This window comes from Streptomyces katrae (assembly GCF_002028425.1).
GTDB classification, from domain to species: domain Bacteria; phylum Actinomycetota; class Actinomycetes; order Streptomycetales; family Streptomycetaceae; genus Streptomyces; species Streptomyces katrae_A.
Map to the genome: position 1 here is coordinate 158,155 of NZ_CP020044.1, position 19,421 is coordinate 177,575.

At 75.8% G+C, this 19,421-nt stretch carries 7 protein-coding genes; 2 read left to right on the forward strand and 5 right to left on the reverse strand.

Features of this window, described 5'->3' with window-relative positions:
* Positions 1–22: 22 nt before the first annotated feature.
* From B4U46_RS39780 to B4U46_RS35840, 5 genes are all read right to left on the reverse strand, one after another.
* The gene (locus B4U46_RS39780; protein ID WP_079432445.1) at positions 23–10,537 is read right to left on the reverse strand and encodes a type I polyketide synthase; all 10,515 of its coding nucleotides are present in this window, start codon (positions 10,535–10,537) and stop codon (positions 23–25) included.
* A 65-nt stretch (positions 10,538–10,602) separates the two neighbouring features.
* A complete protein-coding gene (locus B4U46_RS35825) occupies positions 10,603–11,355 on the reverse strand; it encodes an NAD-dependent epimerase/dehydratase family protein (RefSeq protein WP_079432446.1) in 753 nt (250 codons plus the stop codon).
* Complete coding sequence (locus tag B4U46_RS35830; protein ID WP_079432447.1) at positions 11,355–12,632, reverse strand: activator-dependent family glycosyltransferase; 1,278 nt, start codon at positions 12,630–12,632, stop codon at positions 11,355–11,357. Before B4U46_RS35830 ends, B4U46_RS35825 begins: the two co-directional genes overlap by 1 nt.
* 145 nt (positions 12,633–12,777) lie before the next feature.
* Positions 12,778–15,618: an ATP-binding protein gene (locus tag B4U46_RS35835; RefSeq protein ID WP_159402163.1), complete on the reverse strand. Its 2,841-nt coding sequence runs from the start codon at positions 15,616–15,618 to the stop codon at positions 12,778–12,780.
* Between the two features lie 17 nt (positions 15,619–15,635).
* Entirely contained in the window at positions 15,636–16,439 is an 804-nt protein-coding gene (locus B4U46_RS35840; RefSeq protein ID WP_079432469.1) for an AfsR/SARP family transcriptional regulator, read from the reverse strand.
* Positions 16,440–16,684: 245 nt separating this feature from the next.
* Between B4U46_RS35840 and B4U46_RS39785 the strand changes: the two genes are divergently transcribed.
* Both B4U46_RS39785 and B4U46_RS35845 read left to right on the forward strand, forming a co-directional pair.
* The gene (locus B4U46_RS39785) at positions 16,685–16,873 is read left to right on the forward strand and encodes a hypothetical protein (protein ID WP_167747668.1); all 189 of its coding nucleotides are present in this window, start codon (positions 16,685–16,687) and stop codon (positions 16,871–16,873) included.
* On the forward strand, positions 16,870–19,236 hold the full coding sequence (locus B4U46_RS35845) for a TOMM precursor leader peptide-binding protein (protein WP_398909222.1): 2,367 nt from the start codon (positions 16,870–16,872) through the stop codon (positions 19,234–19,236). The genes B4U46_RS39785 and B4U46_RS35845 overlap by 4 nt, the downstream gene beginning before the upstream one ends.
* Positions 19,237–19,421: the final 185 nt, after the last annotated feature.

The window sequence follows — 19,421 nt, forward strand, 5'->3', positions numbered from 1 at the left end:
GCCGGTGCGGCGCGCGAGCGCCTCAGCGGTTTCCGAGTTCTTCGTCGATGAGCTCGAACAGCTCCTCGTGACTGGCGAGTTCGAGGTCGGCGTCGTCGACGGTGGCGGTGAGGGCCGGGGACGGGAGCGCCGTCGGCACGGCCTCGCCGCAGCGGCGCAGCAGGGACCGCAGGCGGTCGGCGAACCCGGCTCGGGCGTCGTCGGCCTCGCAGACGCCGGCGAGTACCGCTTCGAAGGCGTCCAGTGCCGACAGGCCGCGCGTGATGTCGTCGGCGGCTTCGTCCGGCAGGAGTTCGGCGCGCAGGTGCGCGACGAGCGCCGCCGGGGTCGGGTGGTCGAAGACGAGACCGGCGGGCAGGCGCAGGCCGGTGGCGGCGCCGAGCCGGTTGCGCAGGTCCACTCCGGTCACGGAGTCGAAGCCCAGGTTTTTGAAGGGCCGGCGGGCGTCGATGCCGTCGGCGTCCGCGTGGCCGAGTACGGCGGCCACCTGCCGGCGGACCAGCGCGGTCAGGGCCCGGTCGCGTTCCGCCTCGGGGAGGTCGGCCAGTTCGTCGCGCAGCGAGCGCTCCGGTGCGGCTCCCGTCTGCGGCGCGGCTGCCGTGGCCGTGGCGCTGGCGGGTCCGGTGGCGGCGCGGTGTGCGGCGAGGACCGGGTCGAGGAGCCGGCTGGGCCGGGTGGCGGTGAAGGCGACGGCGAAGCGCTCCCAGTCGACGTCGGCGACGACCGCGGCCGGCTCCTCGTGCTCGACGGTCCGGCGGAGTGCGGCCAGGGCCTGCCCGGCGTCCATGGGCGGGACGCCGTGCAGGGCCCGCAGCTGCGTCGCCTCCCGCTCCTGCGCGGTCGGCGCGGGGCCCTCCCAGGAGCCCAGCTGCACGCAGGTGGCGGGCAGCCCTCCGGCGCGGCGCCGGGTGGCGAGTGCCGCGAGATGGGCGTCGGCGGGGGCGAGCGCGCCCTGACCGGTCGCCCCGAGGGCGCCGGCGGTAGTGGCGCACAGGACGAACGCGTCGAGGTCCAGGCCCGCGGTGAGGGCGTCCAGGTGCCGGGCCGTGCGCACCGCCGGGGCGAGCGCCCCGGCCAGTGCCGCGGGCGTGAGTTCGTCCAGCGGAGCACGCAGGGCGAGCTGCGGGGCGTGCACGACGGCCGTCAGCGGGAGTTCGGCGGGCACGGCGGCCAGCAGCGCGGCGAGCGCGTCCCGGTCGGTGGTGTCGCAGTCCACGACGGACACGCGGGGGGTACCGCCCTCGGGGCCGGCGGCGGCGAGAGCGGCGAGCGCGCGCTCGCGGGCCGCGTCCCCGTCCACGGGGAGCAGCAGGTGCTCCGCGCCCCGCTCGGCGAGCCAGCGGACGACGTGCCCGCCGGTGACGCCGTCGGCGCCGGTGACCAGGACGGTCCCGGACGGGTTCCAGGCCCGTGCCGGGGTCTGGCCGGCGCGGGGCGCGGCGGGGACGATCCGGCGGGCGTGGAGGCCCGAGGGGCGCAGCGCCAGCCGGTCCTCGGCCGGGGCCCCGTCGTGGGAGGCGGCCAGGAGGCGGCCGAGCAGTTCGGTGCTCCGCGCGTCCGGGGCGGCCGGCAGGTCGAGGAGGCCGCCCCAGCGTGCGGCGTACTCCTGGGCGGCGACCTGTCCGAACCCCCAGACCAGGGCCTGGTCCGGGTCGGCGGTGTCCTCGGGGTCCACGGCCGTCGCGCCGCGCGTCAGGCACCACAGCGGGGCGTCGGCGCCGCTGTCGCCGAGGGCGTGGGCCAGGGCGGCCGTCGCCGCGAGTCCGGCGGGCAGGCCGGGGTGGGCGGGCGCCTCCCCGCCGGCCAGGGCCAGCAGGGACAGGACGCCCGCGGGGGCGAGGCCGCCGGTGTGCCGGGTGAGGTGGCGGGTGAGTGCGGCCCGGTCGAGTTCCCCTGCGGGTACGTCGATCCGTAGGACGTCGGCGCCCCGGGCGCCGAGTGCCCCGGCGCAGCCGGTGACCAGCGGGTCGCCGGCCGCGTCGGCGGGGACGACGAGGAGCCAGGTGCCCGGCAGGAGGCCGTCGGACGGGTCGGGCAGCGGTGTCCAGGCGAGGTGGTGGCGCAGCCGGTCGGCGGCGTCGGCGACGGGGCCGACGGGGATCTTGGGCTGCGGCCAGAACCGCTCGCGCTGGAAGGGGTAGGTGGGCAGGCCGACGCGCCGGGCGCCGGTGCCGTCGAAGGCCGTCGTCCAGTCGACGTCGGCGCCGGCCGCCCAGGCCTCGGCGAGCGAGGTGAGGATCCGGCGCGGTCCGCCGTCGCCGCGGCGCAGGGTGCCGATGGCCGTCGCGTCCATCTCGGCGAGTCCGACGGCGAGGACCGGGTGCGGGCTGCACTCGGCGAAGAGGCGGTGGCCGTCGGCGAGCGCCCGGTTCACGGCCTGCTCGAACAGAACGGTTTCGCGCAGGTTGCGGTACCAGTAGCCGCCGTCGAGCTCGGTGCCCTCCAGCGGCTCGCCGGTCAGGGTGGAGTACATGGGGACGTCCGCGCGGCGCGGGCGGAGTCCGCCCAGCAGTTCGGCGAGTTCGCCTTCGATCTTCTCGACGTGCGCGCAGTGGGAGGCGTAGTCCACGGCGACCCGGCGGGCCCGGACCCCGTCGGCCTCCAGTTCGGCCACCAGCTCCAGGCAGGCCCCGGTGTCACCGGAGACGACCGTGGAGGAGGGTCCGTTGACCACGGCCACCGCCAGCCGGCCGGCGTAGGGGGCGATGCGCTTCTGCGCGGCCGCGGCGGACAGGGGGACGGAGACCATGCCGCCGAGCCCCGAGAGGACCTCGATGGCCTGGCTGCGCAGCGCGACGACCTTCGCGGCGTCCTCCAGGGACAGGGCCCCGGCCACGCACGCGGCGGCGATCTCGCCCTGCGAGTGGCCGATCACGGCCGCGGGCCGGACCCCGTAGGACTTCCAGACCTCTGCCAGGGACACCATCACCGCGAACAGCACCGGCTGGACCACATCTACCCGCTCCAGCGGGTCGTCCGAGCGCAGTACCTCGGTCAGGGACCAGTCCACGTAGTCGGCAAGGGCCTCCTCGCACTCGGCGATCCGCGCCGCGAACACCGGCGAGGAGTCGAGGAGTTCGACGGCCATGCCGACCCACTGCGAGCCCTGGCCCGGGAAGACGAACACGGGACGGGAGGAGCCGGCGCCCGCGATGCCGCGGACGACGCCGGGGGCCTCGCGGCCCTCGGCCAGGGCGGTGAGCGCCTCGGCCGAGTCGGCGCCCAGGACCACCGCCCGGTGCTCCATCACCGCGCGCGTCGTGGCGAGGGAGGAGCCGATGTCGGCCGGGTCAGCGTCCGGGTGCCCGGCGAGGTGGGCGGCGAGGCGTTCGGCCTGCGCCTGTACGGCGGCCTCGGAACGGGCGGAGAACACCCACGGCACGGCATCCGGCGCGCAGCGCTCGCCCGCCGCCGTCGCCGGCTCCGGCTCCGGCGGGGCCTGCTCCAGCACGACGTGGGCGTTGGTGCCGCTCATGCCGAAGGAGGAGACGGCCGCCCGGCGCGGGCGGCCGGTGTCCGGCCAGTCCCGGGTCTCGGTGAGGAGTTCCACCGCGCCCGCCGACCAGTCGACGTGCGGGGACGGCTCGTCCACGTGCAGGGTCTTGGGCAGCACGCCGTGGCGCATCGCCTCGACCATCTTGATGACGCCGGCCACGCCGGCGGCGGCCTGGGTGTGGCCGATGTTCGACTTCAGCGAGCCCAGCCGCAGCGGCTCGCCGCCGTCGCGGCCCTGGCCGTAGGTGGCGAGCAGGGCCTGTGCCTCGATCGGGTCGCCGAGCTTCGTACCGGTGCCGTGCGCCTCGACCGCGTCGACCTCGGACGCGTCGAGTCCGGCGTCGGCCAGCGCGGCGCGGATGACCCGCTGCTGGGACGGGCCGTGGGGGGCGGTCAGCCCGTTGCTGGCGCCGTCCTGGTTGATCGCCGAACCGCGGATGACCGCGAGCACCGGGTGGCCGTGGCGGCGGGCGTCGGAGAGCCGCTCCACCAGGAGCATGCCCACGCCCTCGCCCCAGGCGGTGCCGTCCGCCGCCGCGGCGAAGGCCTTGCAGCGGCCGTCGGCGGCGAGACCGCGCTGGCGCGAGAAGTCCACGAACCGGCGGGGCGTCGACATCAGCGTCACGCCGCCCACGACGGCCAGGGAGCACTCGCCGCCGCGCAGCGAGCGGGCCGCCCAGTGCAGGGCGACCAGCGAGGAGGAGCAGGCGGTGTCCACCGAGACGGCGGGGCCCTCGAAGCCGTAGGTGTAGGAGATGCGGCCGGACATGACGCTGACCGCGTTGCCGGTGGCCCGGTGGCTCTCGACGTCGTCGGTGGAGTCCATCAGCACCGGCACGTAGTCCTGGCCGTTGGTGCCGATGTACACGCCGGTGCGGCTGCCGCGCAGGGCGGCCGGGTCGATGCCGGCCCGTTCGAACGCCTCCCAGGAGGTCTCCAGCAGCAGGCGCTGCTGCGGGTCCATCGCAAGGGCCTCGCGGGGCGAGATCCCGAAGAAGGCCGGGTCGAAGCCGGACAGGTCGTCGAGGAAGCCGCCGCGGCGGGTGTAGGAGGTGCCGGTGTGGTCGGGGTCCGGGTGGTGGAGGGCGGCGAGGTCCCAGCCCCGGTCGGCCGGGAAGTCGGAGGTGGCGTCGTGGCCGCCGAGCACCAGCCGCCACAGGTCCTCGGGGCTGTCGACACCGCCGGGGAAGCGGCAGCTCGTGGCGATGACGGCGAGCGGCTCGTCGTGTCCGGGGTCCGGCGCGGGGGCGGCGGGGGCTGTCGCGCCGGCCCTTCCGGCGCCTTCGCCGCCTTCGCCGCCGAGGAGTTCGGCGCGCAGGTGGCCGACGAGCGCCCGGGGCGTCGGGTGGTCGAAGATCAGGGAGGCGGGCAGGCGCAGACCGGTCGCCGCACCGAGCAGGGTGCGCAGTTCCACACCGGTGAGGGAGTCGAAGCCGAGGTCCTTGAAGGCCCGGTCGGGGTCGATGCCGGCGGGCGCGGCGTGTCCGAGGACGGCGGCCACGTGGGCGCGTACGACGTCCAGCAGCAGCCGGTCGCGGTCGGCGGGCGCGGCTTCGGCCAGCCGGCGCGCGAACGGGGCGTCGTCCGTGCCCGGTCCGGCCGCACCGGCCGTCTCCGCTTCCGCCTGCGCGGACCGGGCGTCGGCCAGGTCGCGCAGCAGCGGATCGGGGCGCCGGGCGTGGCCCGGGTCGGCCGCCCGCCGCCAGTCGACGTCGGCGACGAGCCGCCAGGTGGCGTCCTCGTCGAGCAGCTGGTCCAGCGCGGTGAGCGCGGTGTCGGGATCCATCGGCAGGATGCCCCTGCGGTGCAGGTGCTCGGCGGCGGCCTCACCGGTGGCCATCCCGGTCCCCGCCCACGCGCCCCACGAGACGCTGGTGGCGGGCAGCCCGAGGGCGCGGCGGTGCGCGGCGAGCGCGTCCAGGTAGGCGTTGGCGGCGGCGTAGTTGGCGCGGCCTGCGCCGCCGAGGACGCTGGTGTCGGAGGAGAAGAGGACGAACGCGGACAGGCCGGCGTCGAGGGTCAGCTCGTGCAGGTGCGCCGCCGCGTCGGTCTTCGGCCGGGCGACGGCCGCGAAGCGCTGCGGGGTGAGGGAGTCGATCACTCCGTCGTCGAGGACGCCGGCGGCGTGGACGACGGCGGTGAGCGGCTGGTGCGCGGGGACGGCGGCCAGCACCGCGGCGAGCGCGTCGCGGTCGGCCGCATCGCAGGCGGCGATGGTCACCTCGGCGCCGGCCGCGGTCAGCTCGGCACGCAGGAGTTCGGCGCCCTCGGCCCGGTCCCCGGCGCGGCTGAGCAGCAGCAGGTGCCCGGCGCCCCGTTCGGCCATCCGGCGGGCGACGCGGGAGCCGACGGCGCCCGTACCCCCGGTGATCAGCACGGTGCCGGAGGGCGCCCAGGCCCGCTGGGGCCGGCGCGGCGCCGTGTCCCGGTCGAGGCGGCGCACCAGCACGCCGTCCGCCCGCACGGCCACCTGGTCCTCGTCGGGCACGCCGGGCGTGCCGAGGAGGACGGAGCAGGTACGGGCCACGGCCGTGTCGTCCAGCGGACCGGCCGGCAGGTCGACGAGCCCGCCCCACAGGTGGGGGTACTCGGCCGCCACGACGGGGCCCATCCCCCACAGCTGCGCCCGGCCGGGCGCGGTGACCCGGTCCTGCGGTCCGGCGGCGACCGCGTCGGCGGTGACGCACCACAGCCGTGCGGAGCCCCCGAGGTCGCCCAGGGCCTGGACGAGGGTCGCCGTGGCGGCGGTGGCCCCGCCGTCGGGGAACGCCCCTGCCGTGCCGAGGGCGAGGAGGGACAGGACGCCGAACGGCTCGGCGCCGTCGGCGGGCAGCAGCGCGCGCAGCGTCCGCGCCCACTCGGCGCGGTCGGCGGTCACGGTGGCGGGGTCGAGGGTCACGACCTCGGCGCCACAGCGGCGCAGTCCGGCTTCCAGGGCGTCGGCCGCCTCGTGGCCCTCCTCGCCCAGCGGCCGGACCACGAGCCAGCGGCCCGCGGACTCCAGGGGTGCGGTCCGGTCGGGACGAACCCGCCAGTCGAGGCGGTAGCGCAGTGCGGCGACGTCCCGCGCCCGGTCGGCGCGTCCGGGTATCCGGGGCCAGTACCGCTCGTGCTGGAAGGCGTACGTCGGCAGGTCCACGCGCGGCGCGCCGGTCCCGCCGAAGTACGCGGTCCAGTCGACGGTGACGCCGTGGACGTGGGCCTGGGCGAGGGCGGCGACGGCCGCTTCGGCCTCGTCTCGGTCCTTGCGCAGCACGGGCACGAACACGCCGTCGCCGACGCAGTCGGCGCCCATCGCGGACAGCACGCCGTCCGGGCCCAGCTCGACGAACCGGGTGACGCCCTCCGCTTCCAGGGCGGCCATGCCGTCGGCGAAGCGGACCGCCTCGCGGACGTGGCGGACCCAGTACTCGGGCGAGCAGAGCTGACCGGCCTGTGCCAGGTCACCGGTCAGGTTCGACACGACGGGGATCAGGGGCTCGGCAAAGTCGACGGCCTCCAGGACGGTACGGAACTCGTCCAGCATCGGGTCCATCAGCGGCGAGTGGAACGCGTGGCTCACCGTCAGCCGCTTGGTCTTCACCCCGCGCTCGCCGAGCGCGTCCGCGATGGCGGTCACGGAATCGGCCGCACCCGAGATCACCACGGAGGAAGGCCCGTTGACGGCCGCGATGCTCACGTCCTCGTACGCGGCGACCAGCTCGGCCACCTCCGCCTCAGCCGCACGCACCGACACCATCGCACCACCAGCCGGCAGCGCCTGCATCAGCCGACCACGCGCAACGACCAGCCGCGCCGCATCAGCCAGCGAGAACACCCCCGCCACATGCGCAGCGGCGATCTCACCAATGGAGTGACCCAGCAGATAGTCGGACTTCAGACCCCAGCTCTCCACCAGCCGGAACAGGGAAACTTCGAGCGCGAACAGCGCCGGCTGCGTGAACTCCGTACGGTCCAGCTCAGCGGAGTCCTCCGCGAACACGACCTCCCGCAGCGACCGCCCCAGCACCGGGTCGATCTCCGCGCACACCGCGTCCAGCGCCTGCGCGAACACCGGGAACGCCGCATACAACTCACGCCCCATCCCGGCCCGCTGCGCGCCCTGCCCCGTGAACAGGAAGCCGGTCCGGGTCAGGCCGCGTGCGGTGCCGCGGACCAGGCCGGGGGCCCGCTCCCCGGCGGCGAGGGCGTCCAGGGCGGCGAGCAGCCGTCCGGGGTCGGCGGCGACGACCGCGGCCCGCTGTTCGAAGGCGGTCCGGGTGGTCGCGAGGGCGCGGCCCAGGCCGTGCGCGGTGTGCTCGGGGTGGGCGCGGACGTGGGCGGCGAGGCGGCCGGCCTGGGCGCGCAGCGCCTCGTCGGAGGTGCCGGAGAGCAGCCACGGGACGACGGCGTGCGGCGGGGCCACCTCCGTTGCCTCGTCGGCCGAGGCCTGCGCGGGTGCCTCTTCGACGATGACGTGGGCGTTGGTGCCGCTGATGCCGAACGAGGAGACGCCGGCCCGGCGCGGCCGGTCCTCGCGGGCCGGCCACGGCCGCGCCCCGGTGAGCAGGCCGACCGCTCCGGAGGCCCAGTCGACGTGCGGGGAGGGCTCGTCGACGTGCAGGGTCCGCGGCAGGACCTCGTGCGCGAGGGCCTGGACCATCTTGATGACGCCGCCGATGCCGGCGGCGGCCTGGGCGTGGCCGATGTTGGACTTGAACGAGCCGAGCCACAGCGGCTCCCCGCCGTCGCGGTCCTGGCCGTAGGTGGCGAGCAGGGCGTGCGCCTCGATCGGGTCGCCGAGGGTCGTCCCGGTGCCGTGCGCCTCGACGGCGTCGACGTCGGCGCCGGTCAGGCCGGCGTTGGCCAGGGCCGCGCGGATGACGCGCTGCTGGGCGAGGCCGTTGGGGGCGGTCAGTCCGTTGGAGGCGCCGTCCTGATTGACGGCGGAGCCCCGGACCAGCGCGAGGACGCGGTGCCCGTTGCGGCGGGCGTCCGACAGGCGCTCCAGGACGAGGACGCCGACGCCCTCGGACCAGCCCGTACCGTCCGCGGCGGCGGCGAAGGACTTGCAGCGGCCGTCGGGGGCCAGGCCGCGCTGCTTGGTGAACTCGACGAACCGCCGGGGCGTGGCCATCACGGTCACACCGGCGGCCAGCGCCAGCGTGCACTCGCCGCTCCGCAGGGCCCGGGCCGCGAGGTGCAGTGCGACGAGGGAGGAGGAGCAGGCGGTGTCGACGGTCAGCGCCGGGCCTTCGGTACCGAGGACGTAGGCGACGCGGCCGGAGACGACGCTGGCCGCGCTGCCGGTGTTCTCGTAGCCCTCGGCGCTGCCCGGTACCTCGCGCAGGAGCAGGGAGTAGTCCTGGCCGTTGGAGCCGGCGAAGACGCCGGTGGCGCTGCCGCGCAGCGACGCCGGGTCGATGCCGGCCCGTTCGACGGCCTCCCAGGCGGTCTCCAGCAGCAGCCGCTGCTGGGGGTCGGTGGCGAGGGCTTCGCGCGGCGAGATGCCGAAGAAGGCGGGGTCGAAGCCGGCGGGGTCGTCGAGGAACCCGCCGGAGGCGGTGATGGAGGTGCCGGGGCGCTCGTTGCGGGGGTCGTGGAGGGCGTCGAGGTCCCATTCGCGGTCGGTGGGGAAGGCGGAGACGGCGTCGCCGTCGGCGGTCACGAGCTCCCACAGGTCCTCGGGGGAGGCGATGCCCCCCGGGTAGCGGCAGCCCATGCCGACGATGGCGATGGGGTCGTCGCCGTCGGCGGGGCCGGCGGAGCGGGGAAGGTCCGCAGTGTCGTCGCGGCCCGCGAGGCGGGCGGCGAGGTGTTCGGCGAGAGCGGCGGGGGTGGGGTGGTCGAAGGCGACGGTGGCCGGGAGCGCGAGCCCGGTGGCCTCGGTGAGGCGGGTGCGCAGCCGGACGACGGCCAGCGAGTCGAAGCCCAGTTCCTCGAAGCTGCGGCCGGCGTCGAGGCTGTCGGGAGCCCCGTCGCCGAGTACGGCGGCGACGTGGGCGACGGTGAGCTCCAGCAGCCGGCGCGCCGGTACGGGGGCGGCCGCCGGGGCCGGGCCGGCCGGCGCGGCGGCGGGGGACCGGAGGCGGTCCAGCGCCTCCAGCAAGGTCTCGGGTTCCGGCCGGCGCCGGTCGAGCACGGTCTCGAACCGCGCGGGGCCGCCCGGGCCCGGGGGCAGGGCGGCGGCGCAGTCCTGGGCGAGGGCGGTCAGGACGCCGTCGGGGCCCAGTTCGAGGAAGCGGGTGACACCGGAGTCGAGGAGGGAGCGCACGCCGTCGGCGAAGCGGACGGTGGCGCGTACGTGGCGCACCCAGTAGTCGGGCGAGCAAAGCTCGTCGGCCGTGGCGGGCCGGCCGGTGACGTTGGAGACGACGGGGATGCGCGGCGGGCGGAGGGTGACCGAGGCGGCGACCTCCCGGAAGGCGTCGAGCATCGGGTCCATCAGCGGGGAGTGGAAGGCATGGCTCACCGCGAGCCGCTTGGTCTTGACGCCCTGGCGGGCGAGGAGGCCGCCGAGCGCCGCGACGGCGTCCGCGGCCCCGGACAGCACCACGGCGGCCGGTCCGTTGACGGCGGCGACGGCGACGCCCGGGTGGTCGGACAGCAGCGGGGCGAGCTGCTCCGGCGTGGCGCGCACGGCGAGCATGGTGCCGCCGGCGGGCAGCCCCTGCATGAGCCGGCCGCGGGCGGCGACCAGCCGGCAGGCGTCGGGCAGGTCGAGCACCCCGGACACGTGGGCGGCGGTGATCTCGCCGAGGGAGTGGCCGAGGAGCACGTCGGGGGTGGTGCCCCGCGAGGTGACCAGCCGGAACAGGGCCGTCTCCAGGGCGAAGAGGGCCGGCTGGGCGAACCCTGTCGCGTCCAGCAGCCCGTCCACACCCGAGAGCGCGTCGCGCAGCGGCCGCGAGAGGTGGGGGTCCATGTGGGCACAGACCGCCCCGATTTCCTCGTCGAATTCGGGGAATCGTGCCGCCAGCTCACCCCCCGCTCCCGCTCTCTGCGCCCCCTGGCCGGTGAAGAGAAATGCCGTCCTGCTCATCGAGAACACCCCGCGCCCCATAATGCGACCATTCTTCAAATTCCACGTTAGATAACGGCGTTCGCCGCCCACACCCCTATGCGCCCCTACGGAACCCCGCAACGGGCCGCGCCGACGTGACGGTCGAGCAGCCCGGCGAGATACTCGGCCCCGCCCCGCGGGCACGCGTGCGGGGCGAGGCGGCGCAGCCGCTCCACGGAGACCTCCGTGCGCTGGGGGGCGGCGGGCACGTACTCCCGTGCCGCCGTGCGCCCGAGGCGCCGCTCGATGCCCCGCACGATCTCCTCGACGGGGTAGGGGCTGCCGGCCGCGACGTTCACCACCCGGTCCCGGACGCCGGCCGTCAGCAGCGCGTCGACCGCGCCGACCACGTCCGCCGCGTCGACCAGGTCCCGGTGGGCGCCCCGGTACAGGCGCACGCTCCCCGCCCCCACCTGCGCGGTGAGGGCGGGGATCAGCTGGTGGGGCCGCTGGTGCGGTCCCACCACGTGGCTGAGCCGCAGGGTCAGCCAGTGCCCGGACAGGGCCGCGACCGCCTCCTCCAGCGCGGCCTTGTGCCGGCCGTAGGGATTGACCGGCGCGATCGGCGCGTCCTCCTCGGCCGGTACGCGGGTGGTGCCGTACATGGCGTGGGAGGCCGTGGAGAAGAACACCACGGTGCGGCCCAGGAGCCGGCACCGTTCGGTCACCGAGCGGACGAGTTCCGATTCGCGGGCGAATTCCGCCGGGTTCTCGACTCCGGTGGCGGAAACCCCAGCAGCGATGAGGGTGACGTCCGGGTGCCGGTCGGAAATCCTCTGGAAATTGCCGGCGAGGAATCCCCGCCCGATGACCTCCATCAGACGGTCGCCGCCTTGTCCTCACGGTATTCGGCCGTGAGCTTCTCCAGGGTCGCCACGAGCTCCGCCGGGGACGGCTGCGCGTGGATCTCGTCGCGCAGGCGCAGCGCGTTCTCCTTGAACGAAGGGTCGTCGACGAGCCGGGCCAGGGCGTCGTGCAGGGCCTCGCCGGTGACGTTGTCGGCGTGCACGAACAGGCCCGCGCCCGACTCCTGGAGGTGCTCGGCCTTGACGACGGTGTCCCAGATCTTGGGGATCATCAGCTGCGGCACGCCGTAGTTCAGGGCGGTCGACCAGGTGCCGCCGCCGCCGTAGTGGACGATGGCCGAGCAGGTCGGCAGCAGGGCGTGCATGGGCACGAAGGGGATGACGCGCGCGTTGTCGGGGACCTGCGGGTCGGTCTCGCCGGGGAACGGCACGAGGGTGGCGATCAGCTCGATGTCGAGGTCGGCCCACATGCCGAGGGCGGAGATCGGGAAGCCGTCGTGCCCGATGTGCTCGCGCAGCGAGCCGCCCATGGTCAGGCACACACGCGGCTTGGCGGGCGCCTCGTGCAGCCACTCCGGTACGACGGCGGGGCCGTTGTAGGGGACGTACCGCATCGGGACGGTGTTGACGCCCACGGGCAGCCGTACGCCCTCGGGGCACGGGTCGATGGTCCACTGGCCGGTGACGACCTCCGGGTGGAAGGTCGCGCCGTGCCGCTCCAGCAGCCCGGTCAGCCACTCGACGAGCGGGTCCTGGCGCTCGGCCTCGGGCAGCTGCGCCATGTCGGCGAGGAAGGTCTCGCGGGAGCGCAGCATGACGTCCGGGCCCCACAGCAGGCGGGCGTGGGCGGCGCCGACGACGCGGGCGGCGACGGCGCCGGCGTACGTCTGCGGCTCCCAGATGACGAGGTCGGGCTGCCAGGCGCGGGCGAACTCGACGAGCCCGTCGACGAAGGAGTCGTTGTTGATGGGGGCGTTGTACAGGGTGGTGAGCAGCGTCTGGCGGCGCAGCCGCTCCTCCGGGGTGGTGGTCTCCCCCTCGCCCTTGTGGAGGCCGCCGAAGCCGGCGCCGCCGCTGCCCCAGGCGTCGGCGTGCTCCTTCTGCATCTCGCTCAGCCGGTGGTCCTCGCCGACCGGGACGGCGGTCAGGCCGGCGGCGGTGATGGCGTCGGTGAGCTTGGGCTGCGAGGCCACGCGGACCTCGTGCCCGGCGGCGCGCAGCGCCCAGGCGAGCGGTACCTGGCTGTAGAAGTGGGCACGTTCGGAGAACGTGGTGAACAGGATGCGCATGGGTGGTTCCCGTCTGCGAGGTGGCTGGGGGGTTCCCAGGGACGTTTCGGCGTGGTGGTGCACGGTCCGGAGGGTGCCGAGCGGCTCACGGACCAGGCGCGGGTGCCGGTGGCGGCACTACCGGCGGCGTACGGGCCGGAAGGTGTCAGGCGGCACCCGGCAGGCCGAGCGGGAGTTCGGCGGGCAGGTCGGCGCGCCGGCTGATGCGCAGCTTGCGGTAGACCCGGGTCAGGTGCTGTTCGACGGTGCTGACCGTGATGAACAGTTCGCGTCCGATCTCCCTGTTGGAGTGGCCGACGGCCGCCAGGGCGGCCACCCGCCGTTCCGCGTCGCTCAGTGTGGCGATGGCGTCGGCGCGGGCTTCGGCGGGGCCGGTGTCCGCGGGCGGTGCCGGGTCGAGGACGGCGGGGTGGGGCAGGAGCCGTTCGCACAGCGACGGGGCGTCGCAGTCCTGGGCGAGCTTCACGGCGCGGCCGGCCATCATCCGCGCCCGGTTGTAGTCGCCGAGTTCGTGGTGGGCGCAGCTCAGGTCGGCGAGCGCGCCGACCAGTTCCAGGCGGTCCCCGGCCTCCTGCAGCAGGGTGATGGCCTCCCACAGCAGGGCGGGGCGGCGCCGTGCCTCGCCGAGGGCGGCGATGGTGCGCAGGGAGGAGCCCCGCACCCGGATGTGCTCGGGTGCGGACAGCTCCATCTGTTCGCCGATGAACTCGCCCGCGCGTTCCCGCAGTCCCAGGCCCAGGCAGGCGGTGGCGGCGCCGCCGCGCCAGGCGATGAGGGCGGGCCGGTCGACGCCGCGCTCCGCCATCAGTTCGCCGCAGCGCCGGAAGTCCTCCAGGGCGGCGCGCAGCCGCCCGACGGCGAGGTAGTGGCGGCCGCGGGCGTACAGGTACTGGCCGCCGAAGCGGGTGCCGAACATCTCCTGCGGCACGCGCTGCGCGAGGACCCGCTGGGCGTCCTCGGTGCGGCCGGTGACGGTGCAGGCGACGAGGCGGGCGGCGAGAGGGATGCCGATGGCGACCCCCCAGTCCTCGGGCGGGAGCACGGCCAGCGCGGTGCGGGCGTGGCGTTCGGCGTCGGCGAGCGAGCCCTGGCGTACGGCGATCTCCGCGCGTATGCCCGTGAGCACGGCCCGCCAGGTCGTCTCGCGGCGCGCGGTGGCCTCGGCGACGAGCGTGTCGCACCAGTGGGCGGCCTGGCCGGTCCGGTCGGCGTACAGCAGTGCGTACAGGGCGGCCATCGCCGATTCCAGCGCGGTCTCGCCGATGCGGGTGCTCTGCAGGGTCAGTTCCGCGTCGGCGGTGGCCGCCTCCGCGGAGGTCTCCGGTCCGCCGGGTCCGGCGGGTCCGGCGTCGGCGTCGGCGGCGTCCGCGTCCGCGTCCGCGTCCGCGTCCCAGTAGAGCAGGCGGCGGGCCCGGGTCACGTCCGCGTGGTACCGGCCGGCGTCCGCGAAGCCGGTCCCCTGCGGCCCGGGCGCCGGCCGGGGCGGGGCGTCGGCGGAGCGGCCCAGCCACAGCCGCGCCAGGGCGAGGGTGGCGCCGTCGCGCGCCGAGAGCAGTCCGTCGCGGGCGTGGGCCTCCAGCGCGCCCAGGTGGCGGGCGGCGACCGAGGGGCTGGTACGCCACCGGTTGCGCACCAGCAGCGCGGTCAGCGCGGCCCGTTCGCCCGGGTCCTGGCAGGCCCCGACGGCGAGTTCGAGGCAGTCGGCGGCGAAGCGGTCGCGGTCCGCGGCGCCCTCCCCTTCGGCCGCCTCGCGCAGCACGGTGACCGCCCAGGGGCCGGGGGCCTGCCGGGCGGCGACGAGCTGACGGGCGACGGCGGCCCCCGGCGCCCCGTCCTCGTGCAGCAGCCGGGCGGCGCGCAGGTGGCGGTCGCGGCGGTCGGCGTCCTCACAGCCGGCGAGGACGGCGGCGTGCGCGGCGGGGTGGCGGAAGCGGCCTTCGTCGAGGAGGCCGGCCTCCGTCAGGGCTGCCAGGTCCCGGGCGGCGGCTTCGACGCCGGTGCCTAGCATGCGGGCCACCAGGGAGGCCGGGGCGAGGTCGCCGAGGACGGCCAGGGCGCGCGCGGCGTCGGCGGCGCCCTCGTCGCAGCGCAGCAGGCACGTGCGCAGGGCGGCGGCGAAGGAGCCGCCCACGGGGGTCTCCCCGTCGTGGTCGCCCGCGGCGAGGCGGTCGTCGGCGAAGGCATGGACGAGCAGGGGGTTCCCGCCGGTCAGGGCGTGGCATTCGGCGGCCAGCCGGTCCGCGGTGCACGGGTCGAGGCGGGCGGCGAGGAGTTCGGCGACGCCGCGCCGGGTCAGCGGGGCGACGCGCACGGTGCGGCAGTCGGGGTCCCCGGCGAGCTCGGCGCGCGGGCCGGTCCCGTCGGGTGCGTCGGCGCCCCCGTCGGTGAGCACCATCAGCACGCGGGAGGTCCGCAGCCTGCGGTGCAGGTACATCAGGGCGGCCACCGACGGCCGGTCGGCGTGCTGCAGGTCGTCGACGGCGACGACCAGCGGCCGATGGCGGGCGGCTTCGCGCAGCACGCCGCACAGGTCGCGCAGTTCACGGGCGCGCGCGGGCGCCATGGGCTGCTCGCCGCGGCCGGCGCCCGCCGCCGGCGCGGCGGGACGCCCGGCCGGTGCGGCGCCTTCCCGCTCCGCCGTGGCCAGCAGGGCGCGGACGTGGCCGGCCGTGGCGGGTGGCAGCTGCGGGTCGTCGAGGAGGCGGTCGAGGACCCCGAAACCGAGGTGGCGTTCGGCACGGACGCCGGTGGCGGTCAGCACCAGGGCCCCGGCGCGGGCGGCGTGCCGGCACAGGGCGTGCAGCACATCGGTCTTGCCGCAGCCGACCGGGCCGGTGACGACGGCCACACGCCCCTCGCCCGCGGCGGTCCCCTCGAACGCCTCCTGGAGCGCCCGCAGCTGCGCCCCGCGTTCCACGCGCAGCTCCGCGCGGGCGCCGGCGCGGTGCTCCGCCAGTCGTTCCGTTTGCTGTTCCGTCGTCTTCACGTGGGCTCCCGGCCGGCTCAGCGGACCGCGTACCGGGCGGTGGTGTCGGGCAGCTCCAGCGCCGGGTCGGCGGTGAGCACCGCGTGCTGCAGGCGCTGCAGCCGCGGCGAGGGGTTCAGGCCGAGGCTCTCGACCAGGTTGTCGCTGAGCACCCCGTACGCGTCGAGGGCCCGCCCGGGGGCTCCGCAGCGGTAGAGCGCGATCATGAGCTGGGCGCACAGGTTCTCGTGCAGCGGGTGCTGGGCGGCCAGGACGCGCAGCTCGCCCAGCAGCCCGGCGTGCCGGCCGAGGCGCAGGTCGGCCTCGATGCGCTGCTCCAGGGCGGCCATGCGGCCCTCCTCGAGGCGCATGAGCTCCAGTTCCAGGACCCGCCCGACCGGTACGTCGACCAGCGCCGGGCCCCGCCACAACTGGAGTGCGGCCCGGAGCAGTTCGGAGGCCGTGAAGTCGTCGCCGGCGTCGAAGGCGCGGCGGCCGGCCTGCGCGAGGCGCTCGAACTCGCGGGCGTCGACGCGGTCGGCGGGCACGTCCAGGAGGTAGCCGCCGAAGCGGGTCGCCAGGATGTCCCGGGGGCGGATGCCGGGGTCGGAGTGCGCCGCGCCGATGCGCCGGCGCAGCTGGAGGATGTACGTCTGCAGGGTCGGCGAGGCGCTGCGCGGGATCTCCTCCCCCCACAGCTCCTCCATCAGGCTGGGCACGGTCACCGCCTGGGGTGCCTGCAGCGCGAGGAGAGCCAGGATCTGGCGTTGCTTGGGCGCGCTGGGCACGATGGGCACGCCGTTCTCGTAGGCCTCCATCGGGCCCAAAACCTTGACCTCCACGCGTCTGTCCCCCATGCGTCGCACACGTTCCGGTTGTGGCCGGTGCAGTGCTGACCGGCCGTCACGATCGTGGCAGCGGGGGGCCTCCCGCCCCAGTGCCGCACTAACGAGGGAGGGGTGAAGATCTCATATGCGGCTCAGTGATCCGGGCACTGGCACAGTGATCACGCTCGTACAAGAATCCTCGTATCACGCTGGAACGCCGCTAGAGGACGCGGCGGTCGGAGCATCAACGGGGAGAGTTCATGAAGGTCGTAGACGCGTTCGAAGCCGAGCTGGTGGCACTGTGCGGCCCGGCCGCCACGGAGGACCGGTTCATCGTGGAGGACCTGGACGGCCTGGGCGACGACAACGTCGCGATGCTCTCCTTCTGCATGCTCCAGCCCGTCGACACCGTCCGTCACTTCGCCGCGCTGGGCGCGGTCGCCGCGTGACGGCGGGCGGGGGCGCGGCGGGCGGGGGCGCGGCGGGCGGGGGCGCGGCGGGCGGGGGCGCGGCGGGCCTGCCGCGCGTCGGGTTCAGGAACCACCTGCGCGCCGAGGTCGTCCCGGGGGAAGCCACCTACCTGCTGTCGGAGCGGAAGGTGACCGCGCTGCCGAGTCCCTGCATGGAAGTGCTCGCACCGCTGCTGGACGGGACGCGCACCATGCGCGAGCTGGTCGAGGAGGCGTCGGCGGTGCTGGACGCGGCGGAGGTGGGCCGGACCCTGCGGGGGCTCGCCGCCGCCGAGCTGGTCGCCCTGCGTCCCGACGGCCGCGACACCGACGCGCGCGCCGACGCCTACTGGGACCTCGCCGGGCTCGACGGCCCCAGCACCACCACCCGCCTGACCACCCGCACCGTCGAGGTGCTCACCGCCGGCCGTGTCGACCGCACGGCCGCGGAGGAGGCCTGCCGGGCCTCCGGCCTGACCGTGGTGCCCGCCGACGGCGCCGACGCGCCGCCGGCGGCCCCGGAGGCCGGCTCCGAGGCGGCACCGGAGCTCACCCTGGTGCTGTGCGAGGACTACCTGCACCCGCGGCTGCGCGAGATCGACGCGCGCCAGCGGGCCCTCAGCCGCCCCTGGCTGCTCGCCCGGACGTGCCGCGCCGACGTCTGGGTCGGCCCGCTCTTCCGCCCCGGCGAAAGCGCCTGCTGGTCCTGCCTGGCGTTCCGGCTGCGCGACCACCGCATGTCGGAGTCCCCGGTACAGCGCGCCCTCGGCCTCGACGGGCCGGTGCCCCGCCCCCAGGCCTCCATCGCCGCCGGCCGGGCCCTGGGCCTGCACACCGCCGTACTGGAAGCCGCCAAGTGGCTCGCCGGCACCCGCTGCGACGGCCAGGACGCGGTCTGGACGCTGGACAGCCTCACGCTGGAGAGCCGCCACCACACCGTCTCCCGCCGCCCCCAGTGCCCCGAGTGCGGGGACCCCGGCCTGATGGCCGAGCAGGCCCGCCGCCCGGTCACCGTGGAGTCCCGGCCCAAGGCGGTACAGGAGTCCGGCGGGCACCGCGCCCTGACGCCGCAGCAGATGATGGACCGCTACGGCCACCTGGTCAGCCCCGTCACCGGCGTCGTCCAGCAGCTGCGCCGCGACCGGCGCACTCCCCCGGGCCTGCACGCCTACACCTCCGGACGCAACCTCGCCGGCGGCGCCGGGCAGAACCTGGCCTCGCTGCGCGCCGGCCTGCGCTCGCTCAGCGGCGGCAAGGGCCTCACCGAGATCGACGCCAAGGTCAGCACCCTGTGCGAGACCGTCGAGCGGTACTGCGGCACGCGCCAGGGCGACGAACTCGTCGTCCGCGACAGCCTGCGCGGCCTGGGCGACATCGCCGTCCACCCCGACTCCTGCCAGCTCTACGACCCGCGCCAGATCCGCGGCCGCGAAGCCTGGAACGCCCGCCACGGCGGCTTCCAGTACGTGTGCTCCGCCTTCGACGAGCGCGAGGCCATGGAGTGGACCCCGGTGTGGTCGCTGGGCGAAGAGCGCCGGCGGCTGCTGCCGACGTCGATGCTCTACTTCGACACCCTGACCCGCACCAGCAGCGTCCGCGCCGACTCCAACGGCAACGCCGCCGGCAGCAGCCGCGAGGACGCCATCGTCCAGGGCTTCCTGGAACTGGTCGAGCGGGACGCGGTCGCCCTGTGGTGGTACAACCGCACCCGGCAGCCCGGCGTCGACCTCGCCTCCTTCGACGACCCGTGGCTGGAGCGGACCCGGCAGGTGTACGCGGGCATGAACCGCCGCCTGTGGGTCCTCGACCTGACGTCCGACCTCGGCATCCCCGTCATGGTGGCGCTGTCGCGGCGCACCGACAAGCCCGCCGAGGACGTCATGTTCGGCTTCGGCGCCCACTTCGACCCGCGCATCGCCCTGCGCCGCGCCGTGACCGAGATGAACCAGCTGATCCCGGCCGTGCTCGACGTGCGGCCCGACGGCACCGGCTACGGCGTCGACGATCCCACCGCCCGCGCCTGGTGGAGCGGCGCGACGGTGGCCAACCAGCCCTACCTGCTGCCCGATGCGTCCCTCCCGCCCCGCACCCCGGCCCACTGGGCGTTCGAGGAGCGGGCGGACCTGCGCGACGACGTCGAGGCGATCGTCGCCCTGACCCGCTCGCGCGGGCTGGACCTGATGGTCCTCGACCAGACCCGCCCCGACATCGGCCTGCCGGTGGTGAAGGTCGTGGTCCCGGGACTGCGCCACTTCTGGGCGCGGTTCGCGCCCGGCCGCCTCTTCGACGTCCCTGTCGCCCTGGGGCGGCTCACGCGGCCCACCGCCTACGAAGACCTCAACCCCGTACCGCTGTTCGTCTGAAAACCCCGAAATCCGCGAACGCCAGAACCGGTCCCTCCAAAACGCCCGACCCCGAGCCCCTGACCTGCCACAACGGCACGGCAGGGGCTCCAAACGTGTCTGACGTTACATTTCGGCCCGCAGGACACTCGAGTCAACTTCGACCTATATTCGACCCTGAGTTATCAGGGGAAAGCACAAAGGGG

Bases quoted from the DNA above. Each gene is read 5' to 3' on its own strand.
- B4U46_RS39780 (WP_079432445.1), bottom strand. From the start codon at position 10,537: ATGGGGCGCGGGGTGTTCTCGATGAGCAGGACGGCATTTCTCTTCACC.
- B4U46_RS35830 (WP_079432447.1), bottom strand. From the start codon at position 12,632: ATGCGCATCCTGTTCACCACGTTCTCCGAACGTGCCCACTTCTACAGC.
- B4U46_RS39785 (WP_167747668.1), top strand. From the start codon at position 16,685: ATGAAGGTCGTAGACGCGTTCGAAGCCGAGCTGGTGGCACTGTGCGGC.
- B4U46_RS35825 (WP_079432446.1), bottom strand. From the start codon at position 11,355: ATGGAGGTCATCGGGCGGGGATTCCTCGCCGGCAATTTCCAGAGGATT.